This window comes from Micromonospora sp. CPCC 206171 (genome assembly GCF_036906755.1).
Lineage (GTDB): Bacteria > Actinomycetota > Actinomycetes > Mycobacteriales > Micromonosporaceae > Micromonospora > Micromonospora purpureochromogenes.
This window is the reverse complement of sequence record NZ_JBAKHT010000001.1, coordinates 195,453-221,553: the sequence shown is the minus strand read 5'-3', so window position 1 is coordinate 221,553 and position 26,101 is coordinate 195,453. Positions and strand designations below refer to the sequence as shown.

At 74.2% G+C, this 26,101-nt stretch carries 23 protein-coding genes; 11 read left to right on the top strand and 12 right to left on the bottom strand.

Annotated elements, in window-relative coordinates; translation table 11 throughout:
- Window positions 1-5 precede the first annotated feature (5 nt).
- Window positions 6-1,322, bottom strand: a complete 1,317-nt coding sequence (locus tag V6U89_RS00905; RefSeq protein ID WP_334568651.1) for a hypothetical protein — start codon at window positions 1,320-1,322, stop codon at window positions 6-8.
- A 247-nt stretch (window positions 1,323-1,569) separates the two neighbouring features.
- Here V6U89_RS00905 and V6U89_RS00900 point away from each other — a divergent pair, with 247 nt between their 5' ends.
- From V6U89_RS00900 to hutH, 8 genes are all read left to right on the top strand, one after another.
- Complete coding sequence (locus V6U89_RS00900) at window positions 1,570-2,391, top strand: alpha/beta hydrolase family esterase (RefSeq protein ID WP_334568650.1); 822 nt, start codon at window positions 1,570-1,572, stop codon at window positions 2,389-2,391.
- Window positions 2,392-2,585: 194 nt separating this feature from the next.
- On the top strand, window positions 2,586-3,914 hold the full coding sequence (locus tag V6U89_RS00895) for an acyltransferase family protein (protein WP_334568649.1): 1,329 nt from the start codon (window positions 2,586-2,588) through the stop codon (window positions 3,912-3,914).
- An 87-nt stretch (window positions 3,915-4,001) separates the two neighbouring features.
- Window positions 4,002-4,829 (top strand): MurR/RpiR family transcriptional regulator, encoded by an 828-nt coding sequence (locus V6U89_RS00890; RefSeq protein ID WP_334568648.1) that lies wholly within the window; start codon window positions 4,002-4,004, stop codon window positions 4,827-4,829.
- 13 nt (window positions 4,830-4,842) lie between these two features.
- A complete protein-coding gene (gene hutU, locus V6U89_RS00885; RefSeq protein WP_334568646.1) occupies window positions 4,843-6,498 on the top strand; it encodes a urocanate hydratase in 1,656 nt (551 codons plus the stop codon).
- Complete coding sequence (locus V6U89_RS00880) at window positions 6,495-7,694, top strand: allantoate amidohydrolase (protein WP_334568644.1); 1,200 nt, start codon at window positions 6,495-6,497, stop codon at window positions 7,692-7,694. The genes hutU and V6U89_RS00880 overlap by 4 nt, the downstream gene beginning before the upstream one ends.
- Before the next feature lie 151 nt (window positions 7,695-7,845).
- Window positions 7,846-9,204 carry a formimidoylglutamate deiminase gene (locus V6U89_RS00875; protein ID WP_334568643.1) on the top strand — a complete coding sequence of 453 codons (1,359 nt, stop codon included), beginning with the start codon at window positions 7,846-7,848 and terminating at the stop codon, window positions 9,202-9,204.
- A 63-nt stretch (window positions 9,205-9,267) separates the two neighbouring features.
- A complete protein-coding gene (gene hutI / locus V6U89_RS00870; protein WP_334568641.1) occupies window positions 9,268-10,437 on the top strand; it encodes an imidazolonepropionase in 1,170 nt (389 codons plus the stop codon).
- Entirely contained in the window at window positions 10,434-11,969 is a 1,536-nt protein-coding gene (hutH, locus tag V6U89_RS00865) for a histidine ammonia-lyase (protein ID WP_334568640.1), read from the top strand. Before hutI ends, hutH begins: the two co-directional genes overlap by 4 nt.
- 121 nt (window positions 11,970-12,090) lie before the next feature.
- Here the strand turns inward: hutH and rdgB are convergent, their stop codons facing one another.
- The 11 genes from rdgB to V6U89_RS00810 form a co-directional block, all read right to left on the bottom strand.
- Window positions 12,091-12,708 carry an RdgB/HAM1 family non-canonical purine NTP pyrophosphatase gene (rdgB, locus tag V6U89_RS00860; protein ID WP_334568638.1) on the bottom strand — a complete coding sequence of 206 codons (618 nt, stop codon included), beginning with the start codon at window positions 12,706-12,708 and terminating at the stop codon, window positions 12,091-12,093.
- Window positions 12,705-13,433 (bottom strand): ribonuclease PH, encoded by a 729-nt coding sequence (gene rph / locus V6U89_RS00855; protein WP_334568637.1) that lies wholly within the window; start codon window positions 13,431-13,433, stop codon window positions 12,705-12,707. Before rph ends, rdgB begins: the two co-directional genes overlap by 4 nt.
- Before the next feature lie 46 nt (window positions 13,434-13,479).
- Window positions 13,480-14,649 carry a glycosyltransferase gene (locus tag V6U89_RS00850; protein ID WP_334568636.1) on the bottom strand — a complete coding sequence of 390 codons (1,170 nt, stop codon included), beginning with the start codon at window positions 14,647-14,649 and terminating at the stop codon, window positions 13,480-13,482.
- Window positions 14,646-15,785, bottom strand: a complete 1,140-nt coding sequence (locus V6U89_RS00845; protein ID WP_334568635.1) for a glycosyltransferase family 4 protein — start codon at window positions 15,783-15,785, stop codon at window positions 14,646-14,648. Before V6U89_RS00845 ends, V6U89_RS00850 begins: the two co-directional genes overlap by 4 nt.
- Window positions 15,786-15,970: 185 nt before the next feature.
- Window positions 15,971-16,717 carry an MBL fold metallo-hydrolase gene (locus V6U89_RS00840; protein ID WP_334568634.1) on the bottom strand — a complete coding sequence of 249 codons (747 nt, stop codon included), beginning with the start codon at window positions 16,715-16,717 and terminating at the stop codon, window positions 15,971-15,973.
- Between the two features lie 192 nt (window positions 16,718-16,909).
- On the bottom strand, window positions 16,910-17,875 hold the full coding sequence (locus V6U89_RS00835; protein WP_334568633.1) for a PLP-dependent cysteine synthase family protein: 966 nt from the start codon (window positions 17,873-17,875) through the stop codon (window positions 16,910-16,912).
- A 12-nt stretch (window positions 17,876-17,887) separates the two neighbouring features.
- The gene (locus V6U89_RS00830) at window positions 17,888-18,232 is read right to left on the bottom strand and encodes a MoaD/ThiS family protein (protein WP_088964834.1); all 345 of its coding nucleotides are present in this window, start codon (window positions 18,230-18,232) and stop codon (window positions 17,888-17,890) included.
- Between the two features lie 62 nt (window positions 18,233-18,294).
- Complete coding sequence (locus V6U89_RS00825; RefSeq protein WP_154943202.1) at window positions 18,295-18,783, bottom strand: Mov34/MPN/PAD-1 family protein; 489 nt, start codon at window positions 18,781-18,783, stop codon at window positions 18,295-18,297.
- Window positions 18,784-18,837: 54 nt separating this feature from the next.
- Window positions 18,838-19,332, bottom strand: coding sequence for a DUF2017 domain-containing protein (locus V6U89_RS00820; protein ID WP_334568979.1), 495 nt, complete (start codon window positions 19,330-19,332; stop codon window positions 18,838-18,840).
- 2 nt (window positions 19,333-19,334) lie between these two features.
- A complete protein-coding gene (gene clpS / locus V6U89_RS00815) occupies window positions 19,335-19,625 on the bottom strand; it encodes an ATP-dependent Clp protease adapter ClpS (protein ID WP_088963684.1) in 291 nt (96 codons plus the stop codon).
- A 115-nt stretch (window positions 19,626-19,740) separates the two neighbouring features.
- Window positions 19,741-21,303 carry a hypothetical protein gene (locus V6U89_RS00810; protein WP_334568632.1) on the bottom strand — a complete coding sequence of 521 codons (1,563 nt, stop codon included), beginning with the start codon at window positions 21,301-21,303 and terminating at the stop codon, window positions 19,741-19,743.
- Window positions 21,304-21,506: 203 nt separating this feature from the next.
- On the opposite strand from V6U89_RS00810, the gene V6U89_RS00805 reads away from it, so the two are divergent.
- The 3 genes from V6U89_RS00805 to V6U89_RS00795 are packed head-to-tail and all read left to right on the top strand — an operon-like array spanning window position 21,507 to window position 26,086.
- Window positions 21,507-24,185: a LuxR C-terminal-related transcriptional regulator gene (locus tag V6U89_RS00805; protein ID WP_334568631.1), complete on the top strand. Its 2,679-nt coding sequence runs from the start codon at window positions 21,507-21,509 to the stop codon at window positions 24,183-24,185.
- Between the two features lie 16 nt (window positions 24,186-24,201).
- On the top strand, window positions 24,202-25,488 hold the full coding sequence (locus V6U89_RS00800) for a nicotinate phosphoribosyltransferase (RefSeq protein WP_334568630.1): 1,287 nt from the start codon (window positions 24,202-24,204) through the stop codon (window positions 25,486-25,488).
- A gap of 16 nt (window positions 25,489-25,504) precedes the next feature.
- Complete coding sequence (locus V6U89_RS00795) at window positions 25,505-26,086, top strand: isochorismatase family protein (RefSeq protein WP_334568629.1); 582 nt, start codon at window positions 25,505-25,507, stop codon at window positions 26,084-26,086.
- The last annotated feature ends 15 nt before the right edge of the window (window positions 26,087-26,101 follow it).

Here is a 26,101-nt window from a genome sequence, read left to right as displayed (position 1 = left end):
GCGCATCACAAGGACAAGGTTGTCCGGATGCCGTTGGCCACCTTGCGCACCTCACCGACCTGCGCCCCCGTCGCGGTCATGCGGAGGACGATCTGGCGGTCGATCACGCCGTCGGGGCTGCTCCGCCACCAACCGATCACCACCAGTCCGTAGCGATCCTTCCCGCCGACCTTTGGGGCCTCGGCGTAGGTCGCGTTCCCGGCCTGGACCCACTGCAGGCCCCACGCCTCCTCGGCCCTCCGGTACGCGGCCTGCACCTCTTCGCCACAGGGCTTCGGGCAGTTCCGGACGATGATCTCCCCGCCGACCTCGGGGACCCCGGGACGTGAGATGCCGCAGAGATACCTGGCGAAGCCGGGGCCGCGCTGGCGCGCGTCGCAGGCCCAGGAATCGGGCACCTTGAAGGTGAAGCCGAGGCCGGCGGGGGTCTCCTCCCTGACCCGGTCGGCGTCGCCGAACTGCGGCTCGGCGGGCCAGGAACCGGGCTTGGGCGGTTCAGCACCCGGGCTGCGCGGTGCTCCCGTGGGGAAGGCGACCGGCTCGGGGCTGCTGGACACGGCCGCGGACGGGGACGAGTCCGGTCCGGCCTGGCGCGTCGCGTCGCCGGCAGACCGCCACACGAAGAAGCCGACGCCCGCGCCGAGCGCCACGACGACCGCGATCGCGATGCCGACCCACAGGCCGGTGCGCCGGGGCCGCTCCCGCACGGCCGACCGCAGCGGTGGATAGCTGGTCGAGTACGGCTGGTCCCACGCCGACGGCGCATCCGGGGCGGATGGCGGAACCGACACGGGGGAGGCCGGCGGAACCGACACGGGAGAAGGCGGCGTCGACACCGGCACCCCGACGCCAGAGGTGGGTCGGTGGTCCTGCGGAGGCCCCTCGACGACGTCGGCCGGGTACTGCCCGTCGCTGGCGGATGTGGCACTGGTGGCAATCGGCATGGCCTGGGTGGGCTCGTTGATGGCCACCTTCGCCCAGGGTGGCTCGTGCGTGCTCGAATCGGCGGGCTGCGCCTGCGCCTGCGCCGGTGGCGAGGTCGGACGGTAGTCCAGGCCGAGGACGACGAAGACCTGTTCGGCCTCGTGACCGCTGCCGGCCGCGTAGGCGACCCATGGCGCCGGGGCCGAGAAGTCGGCGTGGAGGAAGCTCGGCCTGCCGTCCCGGTCCCGCAGGGCGTTCGCGATGGAGGCGAAGGACTTCCGCCACTGCTGGTCGGTGGCGACGGCGGCGTCGAGGATGGCAACCGTCAGCGCCCGGCCCTGGGCATCGACGGCTGACCACACCTTACCCACCTGGCACGACCCCAGGGTCTCGAGCAACTGGAACGGACTGCCTGGTTGCATTCCACCCTCCCCGGAGCGACGGTGTGGATAGTAGCGAGCGGGCACCCGGTGACCGGAGGGCGGACCGGGGGCTGCCCGCTCGGCCGACGCCGGAATGCCAAGATTGCTCCCCGTGAGGATGAGACGCTGGCTGGCTGCCGCATTCATGCTTCCGTTTCTGGCCGGCTGCGGGTCGTCCGGCGACGGTGGCTCAACAGGCCCGACAGCCGCGTGGCATCCCCCGGTGGCACCGGGCACCACCGGAGCCGTCGACCTGGACAGCCGGCCCTTCCAGCTTCATGTGCCGGTCGGGTACGACCACGCCAGGAAGGTCCCCCTCGTCGTGCTGCTGCACGGCTACGGGTCCAGCGGCGTCCAGCAGGAGCGGTACTTCAACCTCACCCCCGAGTCCGACCGCCGTGGTTTCCTCTACGCCATTCCGGACGGCACCACCGACCGGGACGGCATGAGGTTCTGGAACGCGACCGAAGCCTGCTGCGACGCCCACCACAGCGGGGTGGACGACGTGGCGTACCTCGAACGCCTCCTTGACACCGTGGAGTCGGCGTACTCGGTCGACACCGCACGGGTCTATCTGGTCGGCCACTCCAACGGCGGCTTCATGGGCTACCGGATGGCCTGCGAACGATCGATGCGGGTCACCGCGATCGTCTCACTCGCCGGCGCCGCCGACGACGACACGTCACTGTGCACACCCCAGCGGCCGGTCAGCGTGCTGCAGATCCACGGCACCGCCGACGCGACCATCAAGTTCGGCGGCGGCACGAGAGACGGCCACCGGTACCCGTCGGTCGACACCACGCTCGCCACCTGGCGGCGGATCAACAGCTGCTCGGCGGAGGCCGACACCTCGGCTCCGCGCCTGGACCTCGAACCCCGGCTGCGCGGGGCGGAGACGGGGGTGACCACCTACTCCGTCGGCTGCCGTGAGGCCACCCGGGTCGAGCTGTGGGACATCAGAGGTGGTGGCCACCTGCCCACGCTCAACGCGATCTTCGCCCCGGCCGTCACTGACTTCCTCTACGCCAGTACGCCCCGATCCTGACCACGCCCTGTTACCGCTCGGATCCACTGCTGTTCGTCCTGATGGACGGGTCCGACGTCGGTGACCTGCGTGAGGTTGCGCCGGCACGCTCAGCCTGATCATGCGTTGTTGAACCGCGAGGGACCACGTACAGTACGGGACCGCGCTCCCAGGCAGGCGCGACGGGCGACGCAGATCAAAGGACATCTATGGACATGGCACGTCTTCGCGCGCGGATGCCGCTGGCCCGGTTCGACCGGAGGCTGCCGACACTGGCCGACCGGTTCGACGGCCGGGCCAACAGCATCGGGGCGTTGCGGCTGGCGCTGGCGTTCGCGGTGCTCGTCGCGCACTGCTGGCCCCTCGCGCTGGACCGTCCGATGCTCGGCAGCACCGAGACCATGAAGCAGGCCGATGTCGGCAAACTCGCGGTGTACGGCTTCTTCGTCCTGTCCGGCTTCCTGATCACCGGTAGCGCGCTGCGGTTCAGCCTGCCGCGGTACCTCTGGCACCGAGCGTTGCGCATCCTGCCCGGGTTCTGGGTGTGCCTGTTGGTCACCGCGCTGGTAGTGGCGCCCGCGGTCGCATACTTCGAGCGGGGCACCCTCGACGGATTCTGGGACCACCCGCAAGGCCCGTTGCAGTACCTGCAGGCGAACTGGCTGTTCGCCATGGACCAGTGGACGATTTCGGGCATCCTGAGCGACGTACCGTACGGACGCGGCATGAAGGGCGGCGGCCCGATCAACGGCTCGCTGTGGACCCTGCGGTACGAGGTGCTCTGCTACTTCATGCTGGCGGCGCTGATGGCGGCAGCGGTGCTGGCCCGGGCGCGCAGGGCCGTGGTGTTGCTGCTGCTCGGCGTGTACCTGGTCGTCGTGCAGGACTTTGTTCGGGGTGACGGGTTGGTCGTTCTGCCGGCCAAGCACGGTGTGCTCGGCCCGTACCCGGTGGTCGGGCAGTTCGACATGCGGCACGTCATATACCTGACCCTGCCCTTCCTGCTCGGCGCGGTCGCCAAGCTGTTCGCGCACCGGGTGCCGATGACGGGCTGGCTGGCGGCCCTCGCCGCCGTCGGCGTTGCCGGGACGGCGCGGTTCGGTGCGTTCTACGTCGTCGGTGTGCCCCTGCTCGCGTACCTGCTGCTCTACCTGGCGGTCGGGCTGCCCCGATGGCTGCACCCCGCTGGTCGCAAGCGGGACTACTCGTACGGCATCTACATCTACGCGTTTCCGGTTCAGCAGGTGTTCGCCATGCTCATCGGCGTGCGGTACGGCTTCGTCACGTACCTGGTGGCGTCGACCGCCGGCACGCTGCTCCTCGCCGCGCTTTCCTGGCACCTGGTGGAGCGGCCCGCCATGTTCCTGAAGGACGTGGTCGTGCCGCTGCCCGCCCGGTGGCGATCGCAGGGCGAACGCTCCGCCGCTGTCGCGGTCCACGGCCTCGACGATGCGACCGCGGCAGGCCGCGTCGCGGCCCGGCAGCCCGCTGAGGGGGCCGTCCCCGCGACGGCCGTGCCCGTAGGTGCGGCCCATCTGACATAGCCACTTCGCGGTGCCGCCGCACCCGCGCGGCGGCCGACCGGGTACGACGCCTTGCGCCTTGAATGGTTTCATGCATAGGCTCCCCCGGTGAATGATGCGGTGCTCAACCTGGTCCAGGGGGTCCGCCTCACCCCGACCCAGCGGCGCATCGCCCACTGCCTGGTGCAGCACGCCGGCGCGGCGGCGTACCTGTCGGCGGCCGAGGTGGCCGAGCTGGCCGGCGTCAGCCAGCCCTCGGTGACCCGGTTCGCGATGGCCCTCGGGCACGACGGCTACCCGGCGCTGCGCCGTCGGCTACGGGAGCTGACCGCCACCGCGGCGGCCGAACCGGACGACACCGGCAACGAACTCCAGCGGGCCGTCCGGGCCGAGATGGGCAACCTCGACCGGCTCGCCGGGCAGCTCGCCGACCGGGACCGGATCGCCGAGGTCGGAAAGCTGCTCGCCGCCAGCCGCCCGCTGCCGGTGCTCGGGCTGCGCGCCGCGGCGCCGCTGGCGGCCTACTTCGCCTACTTCGCCGCGAAGGTGCACCCGGACGTCCGGGTGCTCGACGACGGCGGCAGCCTGCTCACCGACCGCCTCGAACAGGCCGCGACGGCGGGCGCGACCGCGCTGCTCGCCTTCGTGCTGCCCCGCTACCCCCGGGAGACCCTCGACGCCCTGCGGGAGGCCCGCGACGCCGGGCTGACCGTCGTCGCGATCACCGACTCGCCGGTCAGCCCGGCGACCGAGTACGCCGAGCTGGTGCTGCCCGCCACGGTCGGCACCGACCTCGTCTTCGACCTGCACACCGCCCCGATGACCCTGGCCATGGTGGTCCTCCAGGCGATCTGCGACGCCTCCCCGGCGGACACGCAGTCCCGCCTGGAGGCGTTCGAGTCGTCCGCCGCCCGCCGCCAGTTGTTCCTCGGCTGAGAGGAGTTCCGAGATGCACCAGCCCGTCCGCGCCGCTCGCGGCACCGCACGCACCGCGCAGGGATGGCCGCAGGAGGCCGCCCTGCGGATGCTGATGAACAACCTCGACCCGGAGGTGGCCGAGCGCCCGGACGACCTGGTCGTCTACGGCGGCACCGGAAAGGCCGCCCGGGACTGGCCGTCGTACCACGCGTTGGTGCGGACGCTCACCGAGCTGCGCGACGACGAGACGATGCTGGTGCAGTCCGGCCGCCCGGTGGGGGTCATGCGCACCCACGAGTGGGCGCCCCGGGTGCTGCTGGCCAACTCGAACCTGGTCGGCGACTGGGCCACCTGGCCGGAGTTCCGCCGCCTGGAGCAGCTCGGCCTGACCATGTACGGCCAGATGACGGCCGGCTCGTGGATCTACATCGGCACCCAGGGCATCCTGCAGGGCACCTACGAGACGTTCGCGGCGGTGGCGGCGAAGCGCTTCGGCGGCACGCTGGCCGGGACGCTCACGCTGACCGCGGGCTGCGGCGGGATGGGCGGGGCGCAGCCCCTCGCGGTGACCATGAACGGCGGCGCCTGCCTGATCGTGGACGTGGACCGCAGCCGGCTGGAGCGGCGGGTGCACGACCGCTACCTCGACGAGGTCGCCGACTCCCTGGACGACGCGGTGCAGCGGGTGCTCGCCGCGAAGCGGGACCGCCGGGCACTGAGCGTCGGCGTGGTCGGCAACGCCGCCACCGTCTTCCCCGAGCTGCTGGTGCGCGGCGTCGAGATCGACGTGGTGACCGACCAGACCAGTGCGCACGACCCGCTGTCGTACCTGCCGGTGGGGGTGGAGCTGGCCGACGCCCGGGACTACGCGGCGGCGAAGCCGGCCGAGTTCACCGACCGGTCCCGGGCCTCGATGGCAAAGCACGTCGAGGCGATGGTGGGCTTCCTCGACGCGGGCGCGGAGGTCTTCGACTACGGCAACTCGATCCGCGGTGAGGCCCAGCTCGCCGGCTACGAGCGGGCGTTCGACTTCCCCGGCTTCGTGCCGGCGTACATCCGGCCGCTGTTCTGCGAGGGCAAGGGCCCGTTCCGCTGGGCGGCGCTCTCCGGCGACCCCAAGGACATCGCGGCCACCGACCGGGCCATCCTGGAGCTGTTCCCGGAGAACGAGTCGCTGGCCCGGTGGATGCGGATGGCCGGCGAGCGGGTCGCCTTCCAGGGCCTGCCGGCGCGGATCTGCTGGCTCGGCTACGGCGAGCGGGACAAGGCCGGGGTGCGGTTCAACGAGATGGTCGCCTCCGGTGAGCTGTCCGCGCCGGTGGTGATCGGCCGGGACCACCTGGACTGCGGCAGCGTGGCCAGCCCCTACCGGGAGACCGAGGCGATGGCCGACGGCTCCGACGCGATCGCCGACTGGCCGCTGCTCAACGCGCTGGTCAACACCGCCAGCGGGGCGTCCTGGGTGTCCATCCACCACGGCGGCGGGGTGGGCATCGGGCGGTCCATCCACGCCGGGCAGGTCTGCGTCGCCGACGGCACGGCGCTGGGCGGGCAGAAGATCGAGCGGGTGCTCACCAACGACCCGGCGATGGGCGTGATCCGGCACGTGGACGCCGGGTACGAGGCCGCCCGCGAGGTCGCCGAGCGGACCGGGGTGCGGGTGCCGATGGCCGAGGGACCCGCGTGACGGACCTCGCGGGCCGGTTCCGGGCGCTCTGGGACGAGATCGCGCCGGTCGGGCGGGACGCCGGCAGCGGCGGCTACCTGCGCTACGCGCTGACCGAGCCGGAGCTGCGGCTGCGGGAGTGGTTCCGCGAGCAGGCCGAGCACCGCGGCATGCCGGTCACCGCCGACGGCAACGGCAACCTCTTCGCCTGGTGGGGTGACCCACAGGCCGGTGGCGCGCTGCTCACCGGCAGCCACTTCGACTCGGTGCCGCACGGCGGGGCGTACGACGGGCCGCTCGGCATCGTCAGCGCGTTCCTCGCCGTCGACGAGTTGCGCGGCGCGGGCGTGGTGCCGGGCCGGCCGATCGCGGTGGCGGCGTTCGTGGAGGAGGAGGGGGCGCGGTTCGGCGTACCGTGCCTGGGGTCGCGGCTGCTCACCGGGGAGATCGCGGTGGACCGCGCGGCCGGCCTGCGCGACGCGGCCGGGGAGAGCTTCGCCGAGGCGCTGGGCGACCGGCCGGCGGGCGCCGACCCGGCGCTGCTGGGCCGCTTCGCCGCCTTCGTGGAGCTGCACGTCGAGCAGGGCCGCGCGCTGGTCGAGCAGGACGCGCCGGTCGCGGTCGCCAGCGCGATCTGGCCGCACGGCCGCTGGCGCTTCGACTTCCACGGCGAGGGCAACCACGCGGGTACGACCCGGATGGCCGACCGCCGCGACCCGATGCTGACGTACGCGTTCACGGTGCTGGCGGCGAACAAGGAGGCCCGGCTGCGCGACGCGCACGCCACCGTGGGCCGGGTGTCGGTGGAGCCGAACGCCACCAACGCGATCCCGTCGCGGGTGACCGGCTGGCTGGACGCCCGGGCGGCCGAACCGGAGACGCTGCGCGGGCTGGTCGGGGCGGTGCACGCCAAGGCGGCCGAGCGGGCGAAGCGGGACGGCACGGAGCTGACCTGCACGGAGGAGTCCGCCACCCCACTGGTCGCCTTCGACGGCGGGCTGGCCGACCGGCTGGCCGAGCTGCTCGATGCGCCGGTGCTGCCCACCGGGGCGGGCCACGACGCGGGGGTGCTGGCCGCGCACCTGCCCACCGCGATGCTCTTCGTCCGCAACCCGACCGGGGTGTCCCACTCCCCCGCCGAGTCGGCCGACGACGCCGACTGCGCGGCCGGGGTGACCGCCCTGGCCCGGGTGCTCGAGGAACTGGCATGTCGGTGAGCCCGGCCCGGCCGGCCGGGCCGACGACGGCGGGCCGGGGCCGGGCGGCACCGGCGCCGTCGGGGGCTGTGGAGCTGATGTCGCAGACGATTCGGCGCGGCCATGATCGGGTGATGTCGCAGACGATTCAGCTCCACAGGGAGTGGACACCATGACCGCCACCCGCTGGCTCGCCGAGTACGCCTGGTTGCCCGACCACGCCGAGCCCACCCCGGACGTGCTGATCGAGGCGGTCGACGGGCGGATCACCACGGTCGCCCCGCTGACCGCCGGCCGGCCCGCCGCCGGAGTGGAGGTGCTCGGTGACGCCGTCCGGCTGCCCGGGCTGACGCTGCCCGGCCTGGCCAACGCCCACTCGCACGCCTTCCACCGGGCGCTGCGCGGGCGCACCCACGCCGGGCGGGGCAACTTCTGGACCTGGCGGGACGGGATGTACGCGGTCGCACAGCGGCTCGACCCGGACTCGTACCTGGCCCTGGCCCGGGCCGCGTACGCGGAGATGGCACTGGCCGGGGTGACCTGCGTCGGCGAGTTCCACTACCTGCACCACGGCCCGGGCGGCACCCCGTACGACGACCCGAACGAGATGTCGGCGGCGCTGGTCGAGGCGGCCGCGCAGGCCGGCATCCGGATCACCCTGCTGGACACCTGCTACCTGACCGCCACCGTGGACGGCGCCCCGCTGGCCGGGCCGCAGCGGCGCTTCGGCGACGGCGACGCGCTGCGCTGGGCGGACCGGGTCAGCGCGTTCACCCCCGACGGCGGGCACGCCCGGGTCGGCGCGGCCATCCACTCGGTCCGCGCGGTGCCGGCGGAACAGCTCGCCACCGTCGCCGGCTGGGCCGACCGGCGCGGCGCGCCGCTGCACGTGCACCTGTCGGAGCAGCCCGCCGAGAACGACGCCTGCCGGGCGGTACACGGCCGCACCCCCACCCGGCTGCTCGCCGACCACGGGGTGCTCGGCGCGGCCGTCACCGCCGTGCACGCCACCCACCCGACCGGCGCGGACGTGGCGCTGCTCGGGGAGAGCCGCACCGGGGTCTGCCTCTGCCCCACCACCGAGCGGGACCTGGCCGACGGGATCGGGCCGGCCCGGCGGATGGCCGAGGCCGGCAGCCCGCTCAGCCTGGGCAGTGACAGCCACGCCGTGATCGACCTTTTCGAGGAGGCCCGCGCGGTCGAGCTGGACGAGCGGCTGCGCACCCGGCGGCGGGGGCACTTCAGCGCCGTCGACCTGCTGTCCGCCGCGACCACCGGCGGGCACGCCGCGCTGGGCTGGGCCGACGCCGGCCGGCTCGCCGTCGGTGACCGCGCCGACCTGGTCACGGTACGGCTCGACACCGCCCGCACGGCCGGGGTGCCGCCGGTGGGGGCGTTCTTCGCCGCGACCGCCGCCGACGTCAGCTCGGTGGTGGTCGACGGTCGGCAGGTGGTGCGCGACGGCGTGCACCTGACCGTGGACGTGCCGGCGGCGCTGCGCGACGCGATCGCGGCGGTGTCCGGTGGGTAGCCGCGCGGGCCGGCCGGCGGCCGACGGGTTCCGGGGCACCGGGCCGGAGCACGGAGGGACGCCGTGAGCAGCCTGCTGGTCGACGACATCGGCGAACTGGTCACCAACGTCGCCGGCGCGGGCGAGGGCGGCCCGCTCGGCATCCGCCGCCGGGTGGCGGTGCTGGTCGAGGAGGGCCGGGTGGCCTGGATCGGCCCGTCCCGGGACGCCCCGGCCGCCGACCGGCGGATCGACGCCGGCGGTGCCGCGGTGCTGCCGGGCTTCGTGGACAGCCACGCCCACCTGGTCTTCGCCGGGGACCGGGCCGCCGAGTTCGCGGCGCGGATGGCGGGGCAGCCGTACACCGGCGGCGGCATCCGCACCACGGTCGGCGCGACCCGGGCCGCCTCCGACGAGGAGCTGCGGGCCACCGTGCGCCGGCTGCGGGCGGAGGCCATGCGGCAGGGCAGCACCACCATGGAGATCAAGAGTGGGTACGGCCTCACCGTCGCCGACGAGGCCCGCTCGCTGCGGATCGCCGCCGAGGTCAGCACGGAGACGACCTTCCTCGGCGCGCACGTCGTCCCCGCCGAGTACGCCGACCGCCCCGACGACTACGTCGGGCTGGTCTGCGGACCGATGCTCGCCGCCGCCGCCCCGTACGCGCGCTGGGTGGACGTCTTCTGCGAGCGGGGCGCCTTCGACGCCGACCACACCCGGGCGATCCTCACCTGCGGGCAGGCGGCCGGGTTGGGCGTACGGGTGCACGCCAACCAGCTCGGCCCCGGCCCGGGGGTACGGCTCGGGGTCGAGCTGGGCGCGGCCAGCGTCGACCACTGCACCCACCTGAGCGACGCCGACGTCGACGCGCTGGCCGGCTCGCCGACCGTCGCCACCCTGCTGCCCGGCGCCGAGTTCTCCACCCGCTCGCCGTACCCGGACGCCCGCCGGCTGCTCGACGCGGGCGTGACCGTGGCGCTCGCCACCGACTGCAACCCCGGCTCGTCGTACACCTCGTCGATGCCGTTCTGCCTCGCGCTCGCCGTACGCGAGATGCGGATGACCCCGGCGGAGGCCGTCTGGGCCGCGACCGCCGGGGGCGCGCGGGCGCTGCGCCGCGACGACGTCGGGGTGCTCGCCCCGGGCGCCCGGGCCGACCTCGTGATCCTCGACGCCCCGTCCCACCTGCACCTGGCCTACCGGCCGGGTGTACCACTGATCCGCCAGGTTCTGCACAACGGAGTCCCGCAATGACCGTCACCATCCTGCCCACCGGGATCACCCCCGCCGACGTGCTCGCGGTGGCCCGCGGCTCCGCCAAGGTCGTCCTCGACCCGGCCACCGTGGCCGCGATGAGCACCAGTCGGTCCATCGTGGACGGCATCGAGGCCGCCGGCCGGCCCGTCTACGGCGTATCCACCGGCTTCGGCGCGCTGGCGAACACCTTCGTCGCGCCCGAGCGGCGGGCCGAGCTGCAGCACGCGCTGATCCGCTCGCACGCCGCCGGGGTCGGCGCGCCCATGCCCCGCGAGGCGGTCCGGGCGATGATGCTGCTGCGGGTCCGCTCGCTGGCGCTGGGCCACTCCGGGGTCCGCCCGCTGGTCGCCGAGGCCCTGGTCGACCTGCTCAACCACGAGATCACCCCGTGGGTGCCGGAGCACGGCTCGCTCGGCGCCTCCGGCGACCTGGCGCCGCTGGCGCACTGCGCGCTGGTGCTGCTCGGTGAGGGCTGGGTGCTCGGCCCGGCCGGCGAGCGGATGGACGCCGCCGACGCGCTGAGCCGGGTCGGGCTGAAGCCGATCTCGCTGGCCGCCAAGGAGGGGCTGGCGCTGATCAACGGCACGGACGGCATGCTGGGCATGCTGCTGCTGGCGATCCACGACGCCCGGCACCTGTTCGCCATGGCCGACGTGACCGCCGCCCTGGCCATCGAGGCGATGCTCGGCTCGGAGCGGCCGTTCCTGCCCGAGCTGCACGCCATCCGGCCGCACCCCGGCCAGGCGGCGTCGGCGGCGAACATCCACCGGCTGCTCCAGGACTCGCGGGTGATGGACTCGCACCGCGACGACCTGGCGCACGCGGTGCAGGACGCGTACTCGATGCGGTGCGCCCCGCAGGTGGCCGGCGCCGCGCGGGACACTCTGGACTTCGCCGCGACGGTGGCCGCGCGGGAACTGCTCTCGGTGGTGGACAACCCGGTGGTGCTGCCCGACGGCCGGGTGGAGTCCACCGGCAACTTCCACGGCGCGCCGCTTGGTTTCGCCGCCGACTACCTGGCCATCGCCGCCGCCGAGGTGGGCGCGATCGCCGAGCGCCGGGTCGACCGGCTGCTCGACGTGGCCCGCAACCGGGAGCTGCCGGCGTTCCTCTCCCCCGACGCCGGGGTCAACTCCGGCCTGATGATCGCCCAGTACACGGCCGCCGGAATCGTGGCGGAGAACCGTCGGCTCGCCGCCCCCGCCTCGGTGGACTCGCTGCCCACCAGCGGGATGCAGGAGGACCACGTCTCGATGGGCTGGGCGGCGGCCAAGAAGCTGCGCACGGTGCTGGACAACCTGACCAGCCTGCTCGCGGTGGAGCTGCTTGCCGCCGTACGCGGGCTGCAGCTGCGCGCGCCGCTCACCCCGTCGCCCGCCGGCCGGGCCGCCGTCGAGGCGCTGGCCGCAGTCGCCGGTGAGCCCGGCCCGGACGTCTTCCTCGCCCCGGTGATGGAGGCCGCCCGCGCCGTCCTCGCCGGCCCCGACCTCCGCGCCGCCATCGAACGCGAACTCGGCCCCCTCGCCTAACCCCGCCGCCCTCCCCCCGCCCCCCGCCCCCGCCAGCAGTTACACGGAAAGAGTGGCTATTCGACGCGGAATAGCCACTCTTTCCGTGAAAGTGCGCTCGATGGGCGGGGGCGTGGGTGGGTCAGGGGGTGGGTGGGAGGACCTTGGCGGTGAGCTTGGCGAGTTCGCGCAGGGCCTTGCCGCGGTGGCTGGTCGCGTCCTTCTCCTCCGGCGTCAGCTCGGCGTTGGTCCGGTCCTGACCGTCGCCGAGGAAGATCGGGTCGTACCCGAAACCGCCGTCGCCGCGCGGGGCGCGCAACAGCCGGCCGGCCTGGCGGCCGTCGACCAGATGCTCCTTGCCGCCGGGCAGCACCAGCGCAACGGTGCAGACGAACGAGGCGGCGCGGTGCTCGTCGGGCAGGTCGGCGATCTGGTCCAGCACCAGCTGGAGGTTGGCCCGGTCGTCGCCGTGCCGGCCGGCCCAGCGGGCGCTGAACACGCCCGGCATGCCGTTGAGGGCGTCGACCGCGAGCCCCGAGTCGTCGGCGATGGTGGGCAGGCCGGTGCGGCGGCAGCCCTCCCGGGCCTTGATCAGCGCGTTCTCGCCGAAGGTCAGGCCGGTCTCCGGCAGCTCCGGGTATTCCTCGACGTCGTCCAGCCCGATCAGGGCGATCCGGTGCGCGCCGAGCGCGCCGTCGAGGATCCGCTGCAGCTCGATCAGCTTCTTGCGGTTACGGGTGGCGAGCAGGACCTTGTTCATGATGCGAGTGCCTTCCGCTGTGCGTCGGCCAGTTCCACGCAGCCCAACAGCCCCAGGTCGAGCAGCGAGTCGAGCTGCGTACGGGAGAAGATGCCGGCCTCGCCGGTCCCCTGCACCTCGACGAAGTCGCCCTCGCCGGTGCACACCACGTTCATGTCGACCTCGGCGGCGACGTCCTCGGAGTAGTCGAGGTCCAGCCGGGCCTCGCCGGCGATGATGCCGACGCTGACCGCCGCCACCGACCGGTGCATCACCTTCTCCGGCTTGCCGGCCAGCGCCTTGCGCCCGGCCAGCCAGGTCACCGCGTCGTGCAGCGCCACGTACGCGCCGGTGATCGCCGCCGTCCGGGTGCCGCCGTCGGCCTGGAGCACGTCGCAGTCGAGCACGATCGAGTTCTCGCCGAGCGCCTTGAGGTCGATGGCCGCCCGCAGGCTCCGCCCGATCAGCCGGGAGATCTCGTGGGTACGGCCACCGACCCGGCCCTTGACGCTCTCCCGGTCCGAGCGGGTGTTGGTGGCGCGGGGCAGCATCGCGTACTCGGCGGTCACCCAGCCGAGCCCGGAGCCCTTGCGCCAGCGGGGCACCCCCTCGGTGACGCTGGCGGTGCAGAGCACCCGCGTACCACCGAACTCGACGAGCACGGAGCCCTCCGGATGGGTGCTCCAGCCTCGGGTCAGGGTCACCGGTCGGAGTTGGTCGGGCAGCCGCCCGTCAGGTCGCGCCATGCCTGCACCTTATGCGGTGCCGTGAGCCAACCGCCCCGGGGTGTCCTCAGCCCGGCAGCCGTGGCGGCGTACCGTCCGGTTCCGCCCCGTGCACCCGCAGGAAACCGCGGATCGCGGCGGGCCAGCCGAACTCCTCGGCCCGCGCCCGGGCGGTCGCCCGCCGCGCCGCCTCCGGCCGCTCCAGCAGCCGGACGACCGCGTCGGCCATCGAGGCCGCCGTGCCGTACGCCGCGAGGCCCGCCCCGCCGATCACCTCCGGCAACGCGCTGGCGGCATTCACCACCACCGGCGTCCCGCTGGCCAGGGCCTCCAGGCCGGCCAGCCCGAACGTCTCCACCGGCCCCGGCGCGAGCACCACGTCGGCGCTGGCCAGCAGGGCGGCGACCGCGGTCCGGTCGGGCAGGAAGCCGGTGAAATGCACCGGCAGCCCGGCCGCCCGCCGGGCCAGCCCGCCCCGCAACGGCCCGTCGCCGGCCAGCACCAGAACCGCCGGTACGCCCCGGCGGCGCAGCTCGACCAGCGCGTCGACCGCCAGCTCCGGACGCTTCTCCGGACAGAGCCGGGCGCACTGGACGAGCAGCACCTCGGTCTGGTCGGCGTACCGCTCCCGCAGGGCCGGCTCGGCCCGGTCCGGATGGAACGTGTCGAGGTCGACGCCGAGCGGAACCAGGTCGACCCGGGGGGCGTGGATCCGGTCGAACTCCTCGGCCGCCCACCGGGTGGTGCAGACGATCCGGTCGTACGCCCCCACGGTGAGCCGGTTGAGCCGGTCCGCCACCCGGCGGGCGGTGGCCTCCGGCAGCCGCCACTGGCCGAGCAGCCCGGTCAGGCACTCGTGGGACACCATCACCGAGGGCACCCCGTGCGCGCGGGCCCACTCGCCTGTCCAGCGCAGCGTGGAGCGGTCGGAGACCTCCAGCCGGTCGGGGGCGAGCCGGGTCAGCAGCCGCTGCACCGTCCGCCGGCCGGTGACCACCCGGTAGCCGCCGCTGCCCGGCACGGCCGGCCCCGGCACGGTCAGCACCGTGCCCCAGGGCTGGCGGCTCACCGCGGGCCGGCGTCCCGGAACGACCAGCACCGGGTCGTGACCGGCCGCCCGGTAGCCCTCGCCGAGGTGTCGCAGGGCGGTGCGCAGCCCGCCGGAGCGGGCGGTGACGAAGTTCGCCAGCCGGACGATCCGCAGCCCCCGCCCGGCCGGGGCGGCGCCGCCGGTCACGTGGCCGGCAGGTCGCCGGCCGGTACACCGGCCAGGACCGCCTGGTAGTGCCCGATCAGCTCGTCGCCGATGGCGGTCCAGCTACGCCGGCCGATCGCGGCCCGGCCGGCGGCCCCGTAAGCGGTCCGCCGCCGCGCGTCGCCGGCGAGCGTCGCCACCGCCTCGGCCAGGGCGTCCGCGTCACCGGGTGGCACCAGCAGCCCGGTCACACCCGGCTCGACCAGGTCCACCGGACCGCCGCTGGCCGGCGCCACCACCGGCAGTCCGCTGGCCGCCGCCTCCTGGAGGGTCTGGCCGAAGGTCTCGTGCGGCCCGGTGTGCACGAAGATGTCGAGGCTGGCGTAGAGCCGGGCCAGGGCCTCGCCGTGCTGCACGCCGAGGAACCGCGCCTCGGGCAGGGCCCTCTCCAACTGCCGCCGGGCGGGGCCGTCCCCGGCGACCACGATCCGCACCCCGGGCAGCCGGGCGGCGGCCGACAGCAGCTCCACCCGCTTCTCCGGGGCGAGGCGTCCGACGTACCCGACCAGGATCTCGCCGCGCGGCGCGAGGGCGCGGCGGAGCCCGGCGCAACGCTTGTCGGGGTGGAACCGCTCCGCGTCGACGCCGCGACGCCACAGCCAGATCCGCTGCACGCCGTTGGCGATCAGGTCGGCGGCGGACCGGGTGGAGGGCACGAGGGTGCGCTGTGCCGAATTGTGGATCTCCCGCAGCCGCCGCCAGGCCGCCGCCTCCCCCCACCCCACCCGGTACGCCCGCGCGTACGAGGCGACGTCGGTCTGGTAGACGGCGACCGTGGGCAGCCCGTGCCGCCGGGCCAGCGTGGCGGCCCGCGCGCCGAGGACGAACGGACTGGCCAGGTGGACCACGTCGGGCGCGTGGCCGAGGAGCGCCTCGGCCAGCCGGAGGCTGGGCATCCCGAGCCGGAAGCCCTGGTAGCGCGGGAGCGGCACGCTGGGGATCCGGACCACCGGGTACGGCAACCGGTCGACCGGACGCCGTCTGGCGCCGGGCGGGGACGGGGCGATGACCATGGGCTCGTGGCCCCGGGCCACGAGGTGTTCCGCCGTTCGGACCACCGAGTGCGCGACGCCGTTGACGTCCGGCGCGAACGACTCGGTCACGATGGCGATCCGCATGATGTCACCGTGGGGGCGACAGCGGTGTACGGGACGACCGGCCGCTGACGTGGTGGCGAACATTTCACCACGAACGCGCGCCGGGCGGGACGGCGGACCGGACGGCCCCGTCAGGGCTCAGTCGCACGCCTCGACGCGGACGTTGAGGACGATCGGCCGGTCCCAGCCACGCGGCACCCGCTGGCTCAGATGTCGTACGCGGCGCCGGCCCGGACCACTTCCAGCGGCCCGCCGTACGCGCCGGCGGCGGACTCGACGGTGTGCGACTCGCTGCCCCAGGCCACCACGAGATGGGTCAGCAGCAGCCGGCCGACCCCTGCCTTGGTTGCCGCCTCGCCGGCCTCCCGGCCGGTCAGGTGCAGGTCCGGCGGGTTCTCCATGCCGTCGAGGTAGCTCGCCTCGCAGAGGAAGACGTCGGCGTCCTGGGCCAGTCGCAGCAGCGCGTCGCAGGGCGCGGTGTCCGAGGAGTAGCAGAGCACCCGCCCGCCGTGCTCCAGGCGCACCCCGTAGGTCTCGACCGGGTGGTTCATCCGGTCGACGGTGACCGTGAACGGGCCGATCGGGAAGGTGCCGGGTTGCAGGCCGTAGAACTGGTAGACGTCCTCGACCGTGCTGTCCTCCTGGTCGTAGACCGCGGCCAGCCGGTCCGGCGCGCCGGACGGGGCGTACACCGGCAGGGGCGGGTACGGCCCGTCGGGGGCGTACCGGCGGACCACCACGTACGAGGCGGCGTCGAGGATGTGGTCGCAGTGCAGGTGGGTCAGGAGAATGGCGTCCGGGGCGTGCAGCCCCGCGTAGCGCTGGAGGGTGGAAAGCGACCCGGAGCCGAAGTCGATCAGGAGCCGGAAGCCGTCCGCCTCGACGAGGTAGGCGGAGCAGGGGGACTCGGGGCCGGGAAAGCTGCCCGCGCAGCCGAGAACGGTCAGTCTCATCCCGTCGCCTTGTCGTTACTCACCGTAGTCGACACGCCGGTGCGAGCCTCGCCGATGATCTCTACCGACGCGTACGCCACGCTGCGCAGCCTACGCGCAGCGACGGCGGGGCAAGAATCATCTAATGGAAGTTGTCATCAACGTGACACCCCCGGGCCGGCCGGCGTGGACCGGCCGGCCCGGGGTCGGGCCTCACGCCCAGAGCTGTCCCTCCAGGGCGTCCTCGGCGTCGGCGAGCGTACCGCCGTAGGCGCCCGTGGAGAGGTACTTCCAGCCGCCGTCACAGACCACGAAGGCGACGTCGGCGCGGCGGCCGTCCCGCACCGCCTCGTGGGCCACCGCGAGGGCGGCGTGCAGGATCGCGCCGGTGGAGAAGCCGGCGAAGATCCCCTCGACCTCGACCAGCTGCCGGGTGCGCAGCACCGCGTCCCGGGTGCCCACGGAGAAACGCCGGGACAGCACGGTGGCGTCGTAGAGCTCCGGGACGTACCCCTCGTCGATGTTGCGCAGGCCGTAGACCAGCTCGCCGTAGCGCGGCTCTGCCGCGACGACCTGGATGCCGTCGACCTTCTCCCGCAGGTAGCGGCCGGTGCCCATCAGGGTGCCGGTGGTGCCCAGGCCCGCCACGAAGTGGGTGATGGTGGGCAGGTCGTGCAGCAGCTCCGGCCCGGTCGTCTCGTAGTGCGCCCGGGCGTTGGCCTCGTTGCCGTACTGGTAGAGCATCACCCAGTCCGGGTGCTCCGCCGCGATCTGCTTGGCGGTGGCGACGGCCTGGTTCGAGCCGCCAGCGGCCGGCGAGAAGATGATCTCCGCGCCGTACATCCGGAGCAGCTGGACCCGCTCGGTGGAGACGTTCTCCGGCATCACGCAGACCAGCCGGTAGCCGCGGAGCTTGGCCACCATGGCCAGTGAGATGCCGGTGTTGCCGCTGGTCGGTTCGAGGATGGTGTCACCCGGCCGGAGCCGGCCGGACTCCTCGGCCGCGCGGACCATGAACAGGGCCGCCCGGTCCTTGATGCTGCCGGTCGGGTTCCGGTCCTCCAGCTTGGCCCAGAGCCGCACCGGCGGTGCCCCCTCGGGCACCGTCGGCGAGAGCCGGGGCAACCCCACCAGGGGGGTGCCGCCGCAGGCGTCGAGCAGGCTGTCGTACCGCGCCATGACGCCCGCCGGTCAGCGAGCGACGGGCGCGCGCCGGGAGACGGCGTGCGACGCGATGGCGGCCGCGGCCGCGAAGCCGAACGCGCCACCGGCGACGGCCGGCAGGATGGTCACGCTGTCGCCGTCGGTGAGCTTGGCGTCCAGCGCGCCGAGGAAGCGGACGTCCTCGTCGTTGACGTAGACGTTGACGAAGCGGTGCAGCGCGCCGGCGTCGGTGACCAGCCGGCCGCGCAGGCCGGCGTGCCGGGAGTCCAGGTCGGTGAGCAGGTCGCCCAGGGTGTCCCCGGCGCCCTCGACGACCTTCGCGCCGCCGGTGTAGCTGCGCAGGATGGTGGGGATGCGAACCTCGATGGCCATGGTGTCGTGCTCCTTGATCGGGTGTGCCTCGGTGACGGACGGGAAGTGAACGGCGCTGAAGGTCAGCGGCCGGAACACTCGTAGTCGACCGTCGCCGGGCTCTGCCCGAACATGTAGGACTGGACGGCGTGCGGGTCCACCGCCGCGTCCACGATCCGCACCGGCTCCTCGGTCACCACGCCGTCGACGATCCGGAAGGAGCGGATCTCCTCGCTGTCCGGCTCGCGGGTGGAGACCAGCAGGTAGTGGGCCCCGGGCTCACCGGCGAAGGAGATGTCCGTCCGGGACGGGTACGCCTCCGTCGCGGTGTGCGAGTGGTAGATGACGACCGGTTCCTCGTCGCGGTCGTCCATCTCCCGCCACACCCGCAGCTGCTCCATCGAGTCGAACTCGTAGAACGTCATCGAGCGCGCGGCGTTGTCCATCGGGATGTGCCGGGTGGGGGTGTCGCTGCCGACGGGACCGGCGACCACGCCGCACGCCTCGTCCGGGTGGTCCCGGCGCGCGTGCGCCACGATCGCCTCGACGATCGACCGGTCGATGCTCAGCACGCCGCCCAGCCTAGCGCCCACCGGCCGCAGACTGCGAGGCGGTGACCGTCACACTCAGTCGATCAGGGCGTTGAGCAGGGATTCCTGGAGATATCCCAGGTACGCGTAGACCGACAGTTGGAACACCCGCGAGGAGGTCGGGTCCTCGGCGACCGCGTCGTCGAGCTCCTCGCCCAGGTCGGTGCCGTCCTTGATCTCCAGCCGGACGCCCATCGCCAGCCGGGCGTCGTTGAGCGCCCGCAGCCACGCCTCGGCCGCCTCGGCGTCCAGCCGCACCTCGCCGCCCGCCTCGTCCGGCAGCGCGGCCAGGATCGCGCCGGCCTGATCGATCTTGGCGGTCTTGAGGTCACCCTCGGTGTACCGGCGGAATTCCGCCGTGTTCGCCGGGTCGTCCGGGTACGCGTCGGGAAAGAGCCGCCCGACCACCGGGTCGGAGTGGTCGAAGCCGTCGGTGAGCAGCCCGACCACCTCGGAGGCGACCTTGCGCAGCACCCGCACCTCGTCGACGGCGAAGGTGGCGACGTACCGGCCGGCCTGGCGGCGGAACATGCTCACGAGCGGTCCACCGTCGCCCACAGCCCGTACGCGTGCAGCTGCGACGCGTCGTGCTCCATCCGCTCCCGGGCGCCGCTGGACACCACGGCCCGACCCTTGTGGTGCACGTCCAGCATCAACTTCTCGGCCTTCTCCCGGCTGTACCCGAACAGCTTCTGGAAGACCCAGGTCACGTATGTCATGAGGTTGACCGGGTCGTCCCAGACGATCGTCACCCAAGGCCGGTCCGAGACCGGCACCTCGTCGGTGTCCGGCGTCTCGACCGGTGCAACCTGTGGAGCCGCCATGCCCCCCATCGTGCCACCGGATTCGGGGAACCGATGAACCGGAACGCCGGGGCGGCCCGGATCACCCTCCCGGGCAGCGCGGACCGGGCGGAGCGGCGACGGGACGACGCCGCGCTCAGGCGAGCAGGATGCCGTGGTCGAGGGCATCGGAGAGCACCGCGCCGAGGGAGAGACGGACCGCCTCGAAGCGCCGGGACACCTCGCGGGACAGCTCCAGCTCCACCTCGCGCAGGGCGCGCTGGGCCCAGGACCGGGCGGCCATCGGGTCGTTGTTGCCCGGGGTGCGCCAGTGCTGCCAGCACCCGCCGGAGAGCGCCACGGCGACCGGCGGCAGCACCTCGGAGCGGTGTGCACCGGGATGGCCGGCCAGCGCGTCGATCGCGCCGGCGCCGACCAGGTCGCCCACCCCTGCGGTGCTGGTGACCAGGAGCACCCGTTCCAGGTCCCGGCCCTGCGGCTGGTCGGCCAGGCCCCACCGCACGGCCGCGGCGATCCGCTGCCGGACCCCCTCGGCCAGCGGCGCGCCGAGGACCTGCGCGGCGGCGTCGTCGATGACCGCGCGCACGGCCTGGTCGCACTTGGCGGTGGCGAGCAGGGACAGTGCCTCCATCTCCCGGTCGAGCAGTTGCGGCAGGCCCGTGCAGCCCACCCCGAAGACGATCTCCTGGACCGCGCGCAGGTGGATGTTGGCCAGTTCCAGCGCGAGGTGCTGGCGGATGCTCCGGGCGCAGGTGCGGGTCTGCCGCTCCAGCCGCTCCGACCAGTCCCCCGCGTCGGCGTCGGAGACGACGGCCACCCGGCCGTGGGCGCCGGGCAGCACGGGCGGTTGGCGGCTGCCGCGGCGCAGCCCCTCGTCGGCGGCCCAGCCGACCAGGGCCCGGCGCAGGCCGGGATGCTCGGCCCGGTGCACCGGAAACCAGCGGGCGCCGGCGAGGGCGGGCACGGCGGCGAGCAGGGCCGCCCGGTGCGCCTCGACGCTGACCTCCGCCGGGTCCAGCAGGGCCGGCGCCTCGGACGACGCGTCGCGGGGCGACGGGACGGGCGCCTCCGTGTCGTCCGTCCCGCCCGCCGCCTCGGCCGGGGCCCAGCCGCCCGCGCCGGGGGTGACCACGAAGAAGACCTCGACCGGCGCCCGGGCCACTTCGGCCAGCAGGTGCAGCTCCGCGCCGGTGAAGGCCTGGTCGGCGCCGATGACGTAGAGCAGCGCGCCGCCGCGGCCGACCGCGTCCAGGAGCACCCGGCCGCCGGCGACCCCGAGGGTGTCGGTGTCCGGCGTGTCGAGCACCGCGAAGTGGCGCAGCAGCGGCTCGGGCAGGCTCAGCTCGACCCGGCGCGGCGGGCGGGCCAGCGCCGGGCCGGCGGCCGCCTGGTCGGCGCCGTAGGAGTGGGGCTGCCGGTAGCCCGGCACGTACGCCGCGCGGGTGGCGACCCGGGCATGCCGGACCAGCAGGCAACTGCCCGCCGGCACGTCGAGCATGCCGGAGGCGACGCCGAGCAGGGCGGCGAGCACCTCGCGGCGGGCCGCCGCGGCCGGCCCGGCGGCGACCACCGCGAGTGGCTCGTCAGGGCCGGGCTCGGTGACCCCCACGCGGGCGGGGAGCGGACCGCAGCGGGGCAGCTCGGCCGCCCCACCGGGACTGCCGGGCACGTCGACCCCGGGGAGTGGACCGGGCTTCATCGGCGGCTCCCGTGGCGGGCGGGCGGGCGGCGGTGAGCAGCCCGCATGGACATCCGGTGCGGTGGCACCCGACTGCCGGAAGAGTACGGTCCAGCACCCCCCGGCTGCGAAAACCGCGGATACTCACCGGTAACTGCGAGATTACTCAACTTCGCAGCGTGACGGTGTGCGCGCGGACGGAATTCCGTCGATATGCTGCACCGATGAGTCGGTGGGGCTTCGTCGGCCGAACAGAGGAACTTGACCGTCTGCATTCGGCCGTGGACGGCGCCGAGGGGCGTGGCCTCATCCTCAGCGGTCACGCCGGCATCGGCAAGAGCCGGCTGCTGCGCGAGGGGGTCAGCGCGCTGCCCGCCGACCGCTACGCGATCTGGTACGTGGCGGCCAGCACCGCCACCGCGGCGCTGCCGTTCGGCGGGCTGGCCCAGGTGCTCCCCGCCGAGCAGCCGCAGGGTCTCTCCCCCGCCGGCGTGCTGCGCTGGGGCGTCGAGGTGTTGCAGGAGCAGGCCGCCGGGCGGCGGATCGTGCTCGCCATCGACGACGCCCACCTGCTCGACCCGCCGTCGGCCGCGCTGGTGCACCTGCTCGCCCGCCGGGAGAACACCACCATCCTGGGGACGCTGCGCAACGGCGAGCAGGTGCCGCTGCCGATCCGGGCGTTGTGGACCGACGACCTGGTCGAGCACGTCGAACTCGCGCCGCTCGGTCCGGCCGAGACGGCCAACCTGCTCGCGGCCATCCTGGACGGTCCGGTCGACGCCGGCTCGGCGGACCGGCTGTTCCGGCTCTCGGCCGGCAACCCGCTGCTGCTGCGCGAGCTGGTGCTGGCCGCCGCCAACGGCGGTGAGCTGGACCGCCGGTACGGCGTCTGGCGCTGGACCGGCCGGCTGGAGCTGGCCCCCAGCCTCACCGACCTGATCGACACCCGGATCGGGCGGCTGGAGCCGGGGGTGCGCGCCGTGGTGGAGCTGGTCGCCTTCGGTGAACCGCTCGGCCTGCACCTGCTCTACCAGGCCGCCGAGCAGGCCGACGTGGAGCTGGCCGAGGAGCGTGGCCTGATCACCATGGTCCGCGACGACCGGCGGCTCGACGTCCGGCTGGCCCACCCCCTCTACGGCGAGATGATGCGCCGTCGCTGCCCGGTCACCCGTACCCGGCGGCTGCAGGCCCGCCTGGCCGAGCTGCTGGAGCTGGTCGGCGCGCGGCGTCGGGGCGACCTGCTCCGGGTGGCGGTGTGGCGGCTGGACTCCGGCACCGCCCAGGACGCCACGCTGCTGCTCGGCGCGGCCGCCCAGGCGTTCGCCCGGTACGACGTACCCCTGGCGACCCGGCTGGCCCGCGCGGCGCTCGACGCCGGCGGCGGCTTCGACGCCGCGGAGCTGCTCGCCACCATCCTGATGTTCGCCGACCGGCCCGACGAGGCGATCGGGGTGCTCGACGCGGTGGCCGGCGAGATCGACTGCGACCGGCGACGCAGCCGCTGGCTGACCGTGCGCGGCATGGTCAGCTACTGGGGGCTCAGCCGGGAGTCCACCGTGGAGGAGATCGCCCAGGCGGGCGCGGCTCTGACCGACCCGGGCGACCAGGCGCGGGTCCGCGCCTTCGAGGCGATCATGCGGCTGCACGGGTTGGACGGCACAGCGGCGCTCCGGCTCGCCCGGTCGGTGCTGGACCGCCCGGCCGCCAGCGTGGCGGCACGGGAGCTGGCCCGCTGCACCATCGCCCACCTGGACGCGGCGCGGGGGCAGTTCCGCAGCAGCGCGACCGCGATCGCCCGGGTGGCGGCGGAGGCACCGCACTGGCGCAGCGACATGCCTTATCTTCAGCTCGCGATGGAACTGGCCCGGGGCACCCGGCTGGCCCTCGCCGGCGACCTGGCCGGCATCGACGCGATCGTCGCCGACGAGTTCGCCGACCTGGCCGGGGCCGGCGACTTCCGGCTCGGCACCGGCTACCTGGCGATCCTCCAGGCGTACGCGGCCCGGCTGCGCGGCCGCAGCGGCGAGGCGCTCAAGGTCAGCCTCGGTGCCTGCGCGGTGCTGGCCACCAGCCGGGTCTACGCCGGGCTGGCGCAGGCCGAACGGGCCCAGGCGGCGGCGCTGCGGGGCGAGGCCGAGCACGCCGCCGAGGCGATGGCCGAGGCCGACCGGACGCACGCGCCCGGCATGGTGGTGCTCTACCCCTGGCTGGAGCAGGCCCGCGGGGCGGTGCTGGCGGCCGGGGGCGACCTGCCGGGGGCCGCCAAGCACCTGGGCGACCTGGCCGACCGGCTCCGCGCCGACGGCTTCGCCGGGCACGAGGTGCTGGTCCTGCACGACCTGGTCCGGCTCGGGCAGGCGACGGCCCCGGTCGGTCCGACCTGCACCGACGGCAGCCGGCGGACCGTCGCGCAGCGGCTGGGTGAGCTCTCCGAGCAGGTCGACGGGGTGCTGCCGCCGCTGCTGGCCCGGTACGCCCGGGCCACCGTCGCCGGTGACGACGCCGAACTGCTGGCGGTGGCCGACGGCTTCGCCGCGCTCGACCTACCGGTCTGGGCGGCCGAGGCGACCGCGACCGCGCTGCGCGAGCTGCGCCGGGAACGCGCCGCCTCGGCCGGCGCCGCCCACCAGCGGCTCGCGGGCCTGCTCGGCGGCTGCGACCAGATCCGCACACCCGCGCTGGAGGCGCTGCGACCGGCACTGTCCGATCGGGAACGGCAGATCGCCACGCTGGCCGCCGCCGGGGTGACCAGCCGGGCCATCGCCGAGCGACTGTTCCTCTCCACCCGCACGGTGGAGAACCACCTCCAGCGGGTCTACAGCAAGCTGGGCATCACCGGGCGGGCGGAGCTGCCGGCGGCGCTGCGGTCGTTCACGGGCCACGACGGCACGGAAACGGCGTGAACTCTAGGCTGGGTCGGTGAGCTCCCTTCGCCCCGCGCTGCTGACCGACCACTACGAGCTGACCATGGTCAGCGCCGCCCTCCGGGACGACACCGCCGAACGCCGCTGCGCCTTCGAGGTGTTCAGCCGGCGGCTGCCCGCCGGGCGGCGCTACGGGGTGGTCGCCGGGACGGGCCGGCTGGTCGACCTGATCCGCGACTTCCGCTTCGACGCCGACGAGGTGGACTTCCTGCGCCGCACCGGGGTGGTGGACGACCGGGCCGCCGAGTGGCTGGCCGGCTACCGCTTCACCGGCGACGTCGACGGGTACGCCGAGGGCGAGCTCTTCTTCCCGGGCTCACCGATCCTCACCGTCTCCGGCGGCTTCGCCGAGTGCGTGGTGCTGGAGACGCTGGTGCTGTCGGTGCTCAACCACGACAGCGCGGTGGCCGCCGCCGCCGCCCGGATGGTCACCGCCGCCCGGGGCCGCACCCTGATCGAGATGGGCTCCCGGCGGGCCCACGAGGAGGCGGCGGTGGCCGCGGCGCGGGCGGCGTACCTGGCCGGGTTCCGGTTCACCTCCAACCTCGCCGCCGGCCAGCGCTACGGCATCCCCACCGCCGGCACCGCCGCACACGCGTTCACCCTGCTGCACGACGACGAGAAGACGGCGTTCGCCTCGCAGGTCGCCACGCTGGGCAAGGACACCACGCTGCTGGTCGACACGTACGACATCACCCAGGGCATCCGCAACGCGATCGAGGTGGCCGGGCCGGAGCTGCGGGCGATCCGGATCGACTCGGGCGACCTGGCGGTGATCGCCCAGCAGTCCCGGGAACTGCTCGACTCGCTCGGCGCCACCGAAACGAAGATCATCGTCTCGGGCGACCTCGATGAGTACGCCATCGCCGCCCTCGCCGCCGAGCCGGTGGACATGTACGGCGCCGGCACCGCCGTGGTCACCGGCTCCGGCGCGCCCACCGCGGGACTGGTCTACAAACTGGTCGAGGTGGACGGGCGGCCGGTGGTCAAGCGCTCCGAGCAGAAGGCCACCATCGGCGGCCGGAAGGTCGCGGTACGCCGGCACAAGCCCACCGGCACCGCCACCGAGGAGATCATCGTGCCGCAGGGCGTGCCGGACCGGCAGCCCAACGACCGGCTGCTCCAGCGCTCCTTCATCGTCGACGGGGAGCCCGTCGCGCTGCCCTCGCTCGACGAGTCGCGGGAGCACCTGCGGCAGTGCCTGATCTCCATCCCGTGGGAAGGGCTCAAGCTCTCCGGCGGTGACCCGGCGGTGCCGGTCACCGTCGTCCCGGCAAGCTGACGAAGGAGTCACTCCGATGGCCAACGCCTTGATCATCGTGGACGTGCAGAACGACTTCTGCGAGGGCGGGTCCCTCGCCGTCGCCGGGGGCGCCGGGGTCGCGGCCGGCGTCTCCCGGCTGCTCGCCGCCGAGCCGGACCGCTGGGACCACGTGGTCGCCACCAAGGACTACCACGTCGACCCGGGCGCGCACTTCGGTGATCCGCCGGACTACGTCGACTCGTGGCCCCGGCACTGCGTCGTCGGCACCGCCGGTTCCGAGTTCCACCCGGACCTGGAGACCGACCGGGTAGAGATGATCTTCCACAAGGGCGAGCACGCCGCGGCCTACTCCGGCTTCGAGGGGCACGCCGACGACGGCGAGTGCCTCGCCGACTGGCTGCGCCGGCACGACGTGGACCGGGTCGACCTGGTGGGGATCGCCACCGACCACTGCATCCGGGCCACCGCGCTGGACGCCGCCCGGGAGGGCTTCGCCACCACCGTGCTGCTCGACCTCACCGCCGCCGTCGCGCGGAACACCCTCGACGTGGCGCTGCGGGCGATGGACGGCGCCGGCGTCACCCTGCGGGGCGAGCCTGTGATCAGGGACGCTTGAGCCGGTAATCGCTTG

Bases quoted from the DNA above. Each gene is read 5' to 3' on its own strand.
- V6U89_RS00895 (WP_334568649.1), top strand. From the start codon at position 2,586: ATGGCACGTCTTCGCGCGCGGATGCCGCTGGCCCGGTTCGACCGGAGG.
- hutU (WP_334568646.1), top strand. From the start codon at position 4,843: ATGCACCAGCCCGTCCGCGCCGCTCGCGGCACCGCACGCACCGCGCAG.
- V6U89_RS00875 (WP_334568643.1), top strand. From the start codon at position 7,846: ATGACCGCCACCCGCTGGCTCGCCGAGTACGCCTGGTTGCCCGACCAC.
- hutH (WP_334568640.1), top strand. From the start codon at position 10,434: ATGACCGTCACCATCCTGCCCACCGGGATCACCCCCGCCGACGTGCTC.
- rdgB (WP_334568638.1), bottom strand. From the start codon at position 12,708: ATGAACAAGGTCCTGCTCGCCACCCGTAACCGCAAGAAGCTGATCGAG.
- rph (WP_334568637.1), bottom strand. From the start codon at position 13,433: ATGGCGCGACCTGACGGGCGGCTGCCCGACCAACTCCGACCGGTGACC.
- V6U89_RS00845 (WP_334568635.1), bottom strand. From the start codon at position 15,785: ATGCGGATCGCCATCGTGACCGAGTCGTTCGCGCCGGACGTCAACGGC.
- V6U89_RS00840 (WP_334568634.1), bottom strand. From the start codon at position 16,717: ATGAGACTGACCGTTCTCGGCTGCGCGGGCAGCTTTCCCGGCCCCGAG.
- V6U89_RS00835 (WP_334568633.1), bottom strand. From the start codon at position 17,875: ATGGCGCGGTACGACAGCCTGCTCGACGCCTGCGGCGGCACCCCCCTG.
- V6U89_RS00830 (WP_088964834.1), bottom strand. From the start codon at position 18,232: ATGGCCATCGAGGTTCGCATCCCCACCATCCTGCGCAGCTACACCGGC.
- V6U89_RS00820 (WP_334568979.1), bottom strand. From the start codon at position 19,332: ATGTTCCGCCGCCAGGCCGGCCGGTACGTCGCCACCTTCGCCGTCGAC.
- clpS (WP_088963684.1), bottom strand. From the start codon at position 19,625: ATGGCGGCTCCACAGGTTGCACCGGTCGAGACGCCGGACACCGACGAG.
- V6U89_RS00810 (WP_334568632.1), bottom strand. From the start codon at position 21,303: ATGAAGCCCGGTCCACTCCCCGGGGTCGACGTGCCCGGCAGTCCCGGT.
- V6U89_RS00805 (WP_334568631.1), top strand. From the start codon at position 21,507: ATGAGTCGGTGGGGCTTCGTCGGCCGAACAGAGGAACTTGACCGTCTG.
- V6U89_RS00795 (WP_334568629.1), top strand. From the start codon at position 25,505: ATGGCCAACGCCTTGATCATCGTGGACGTGCAGAACGACTTCTGCGAG.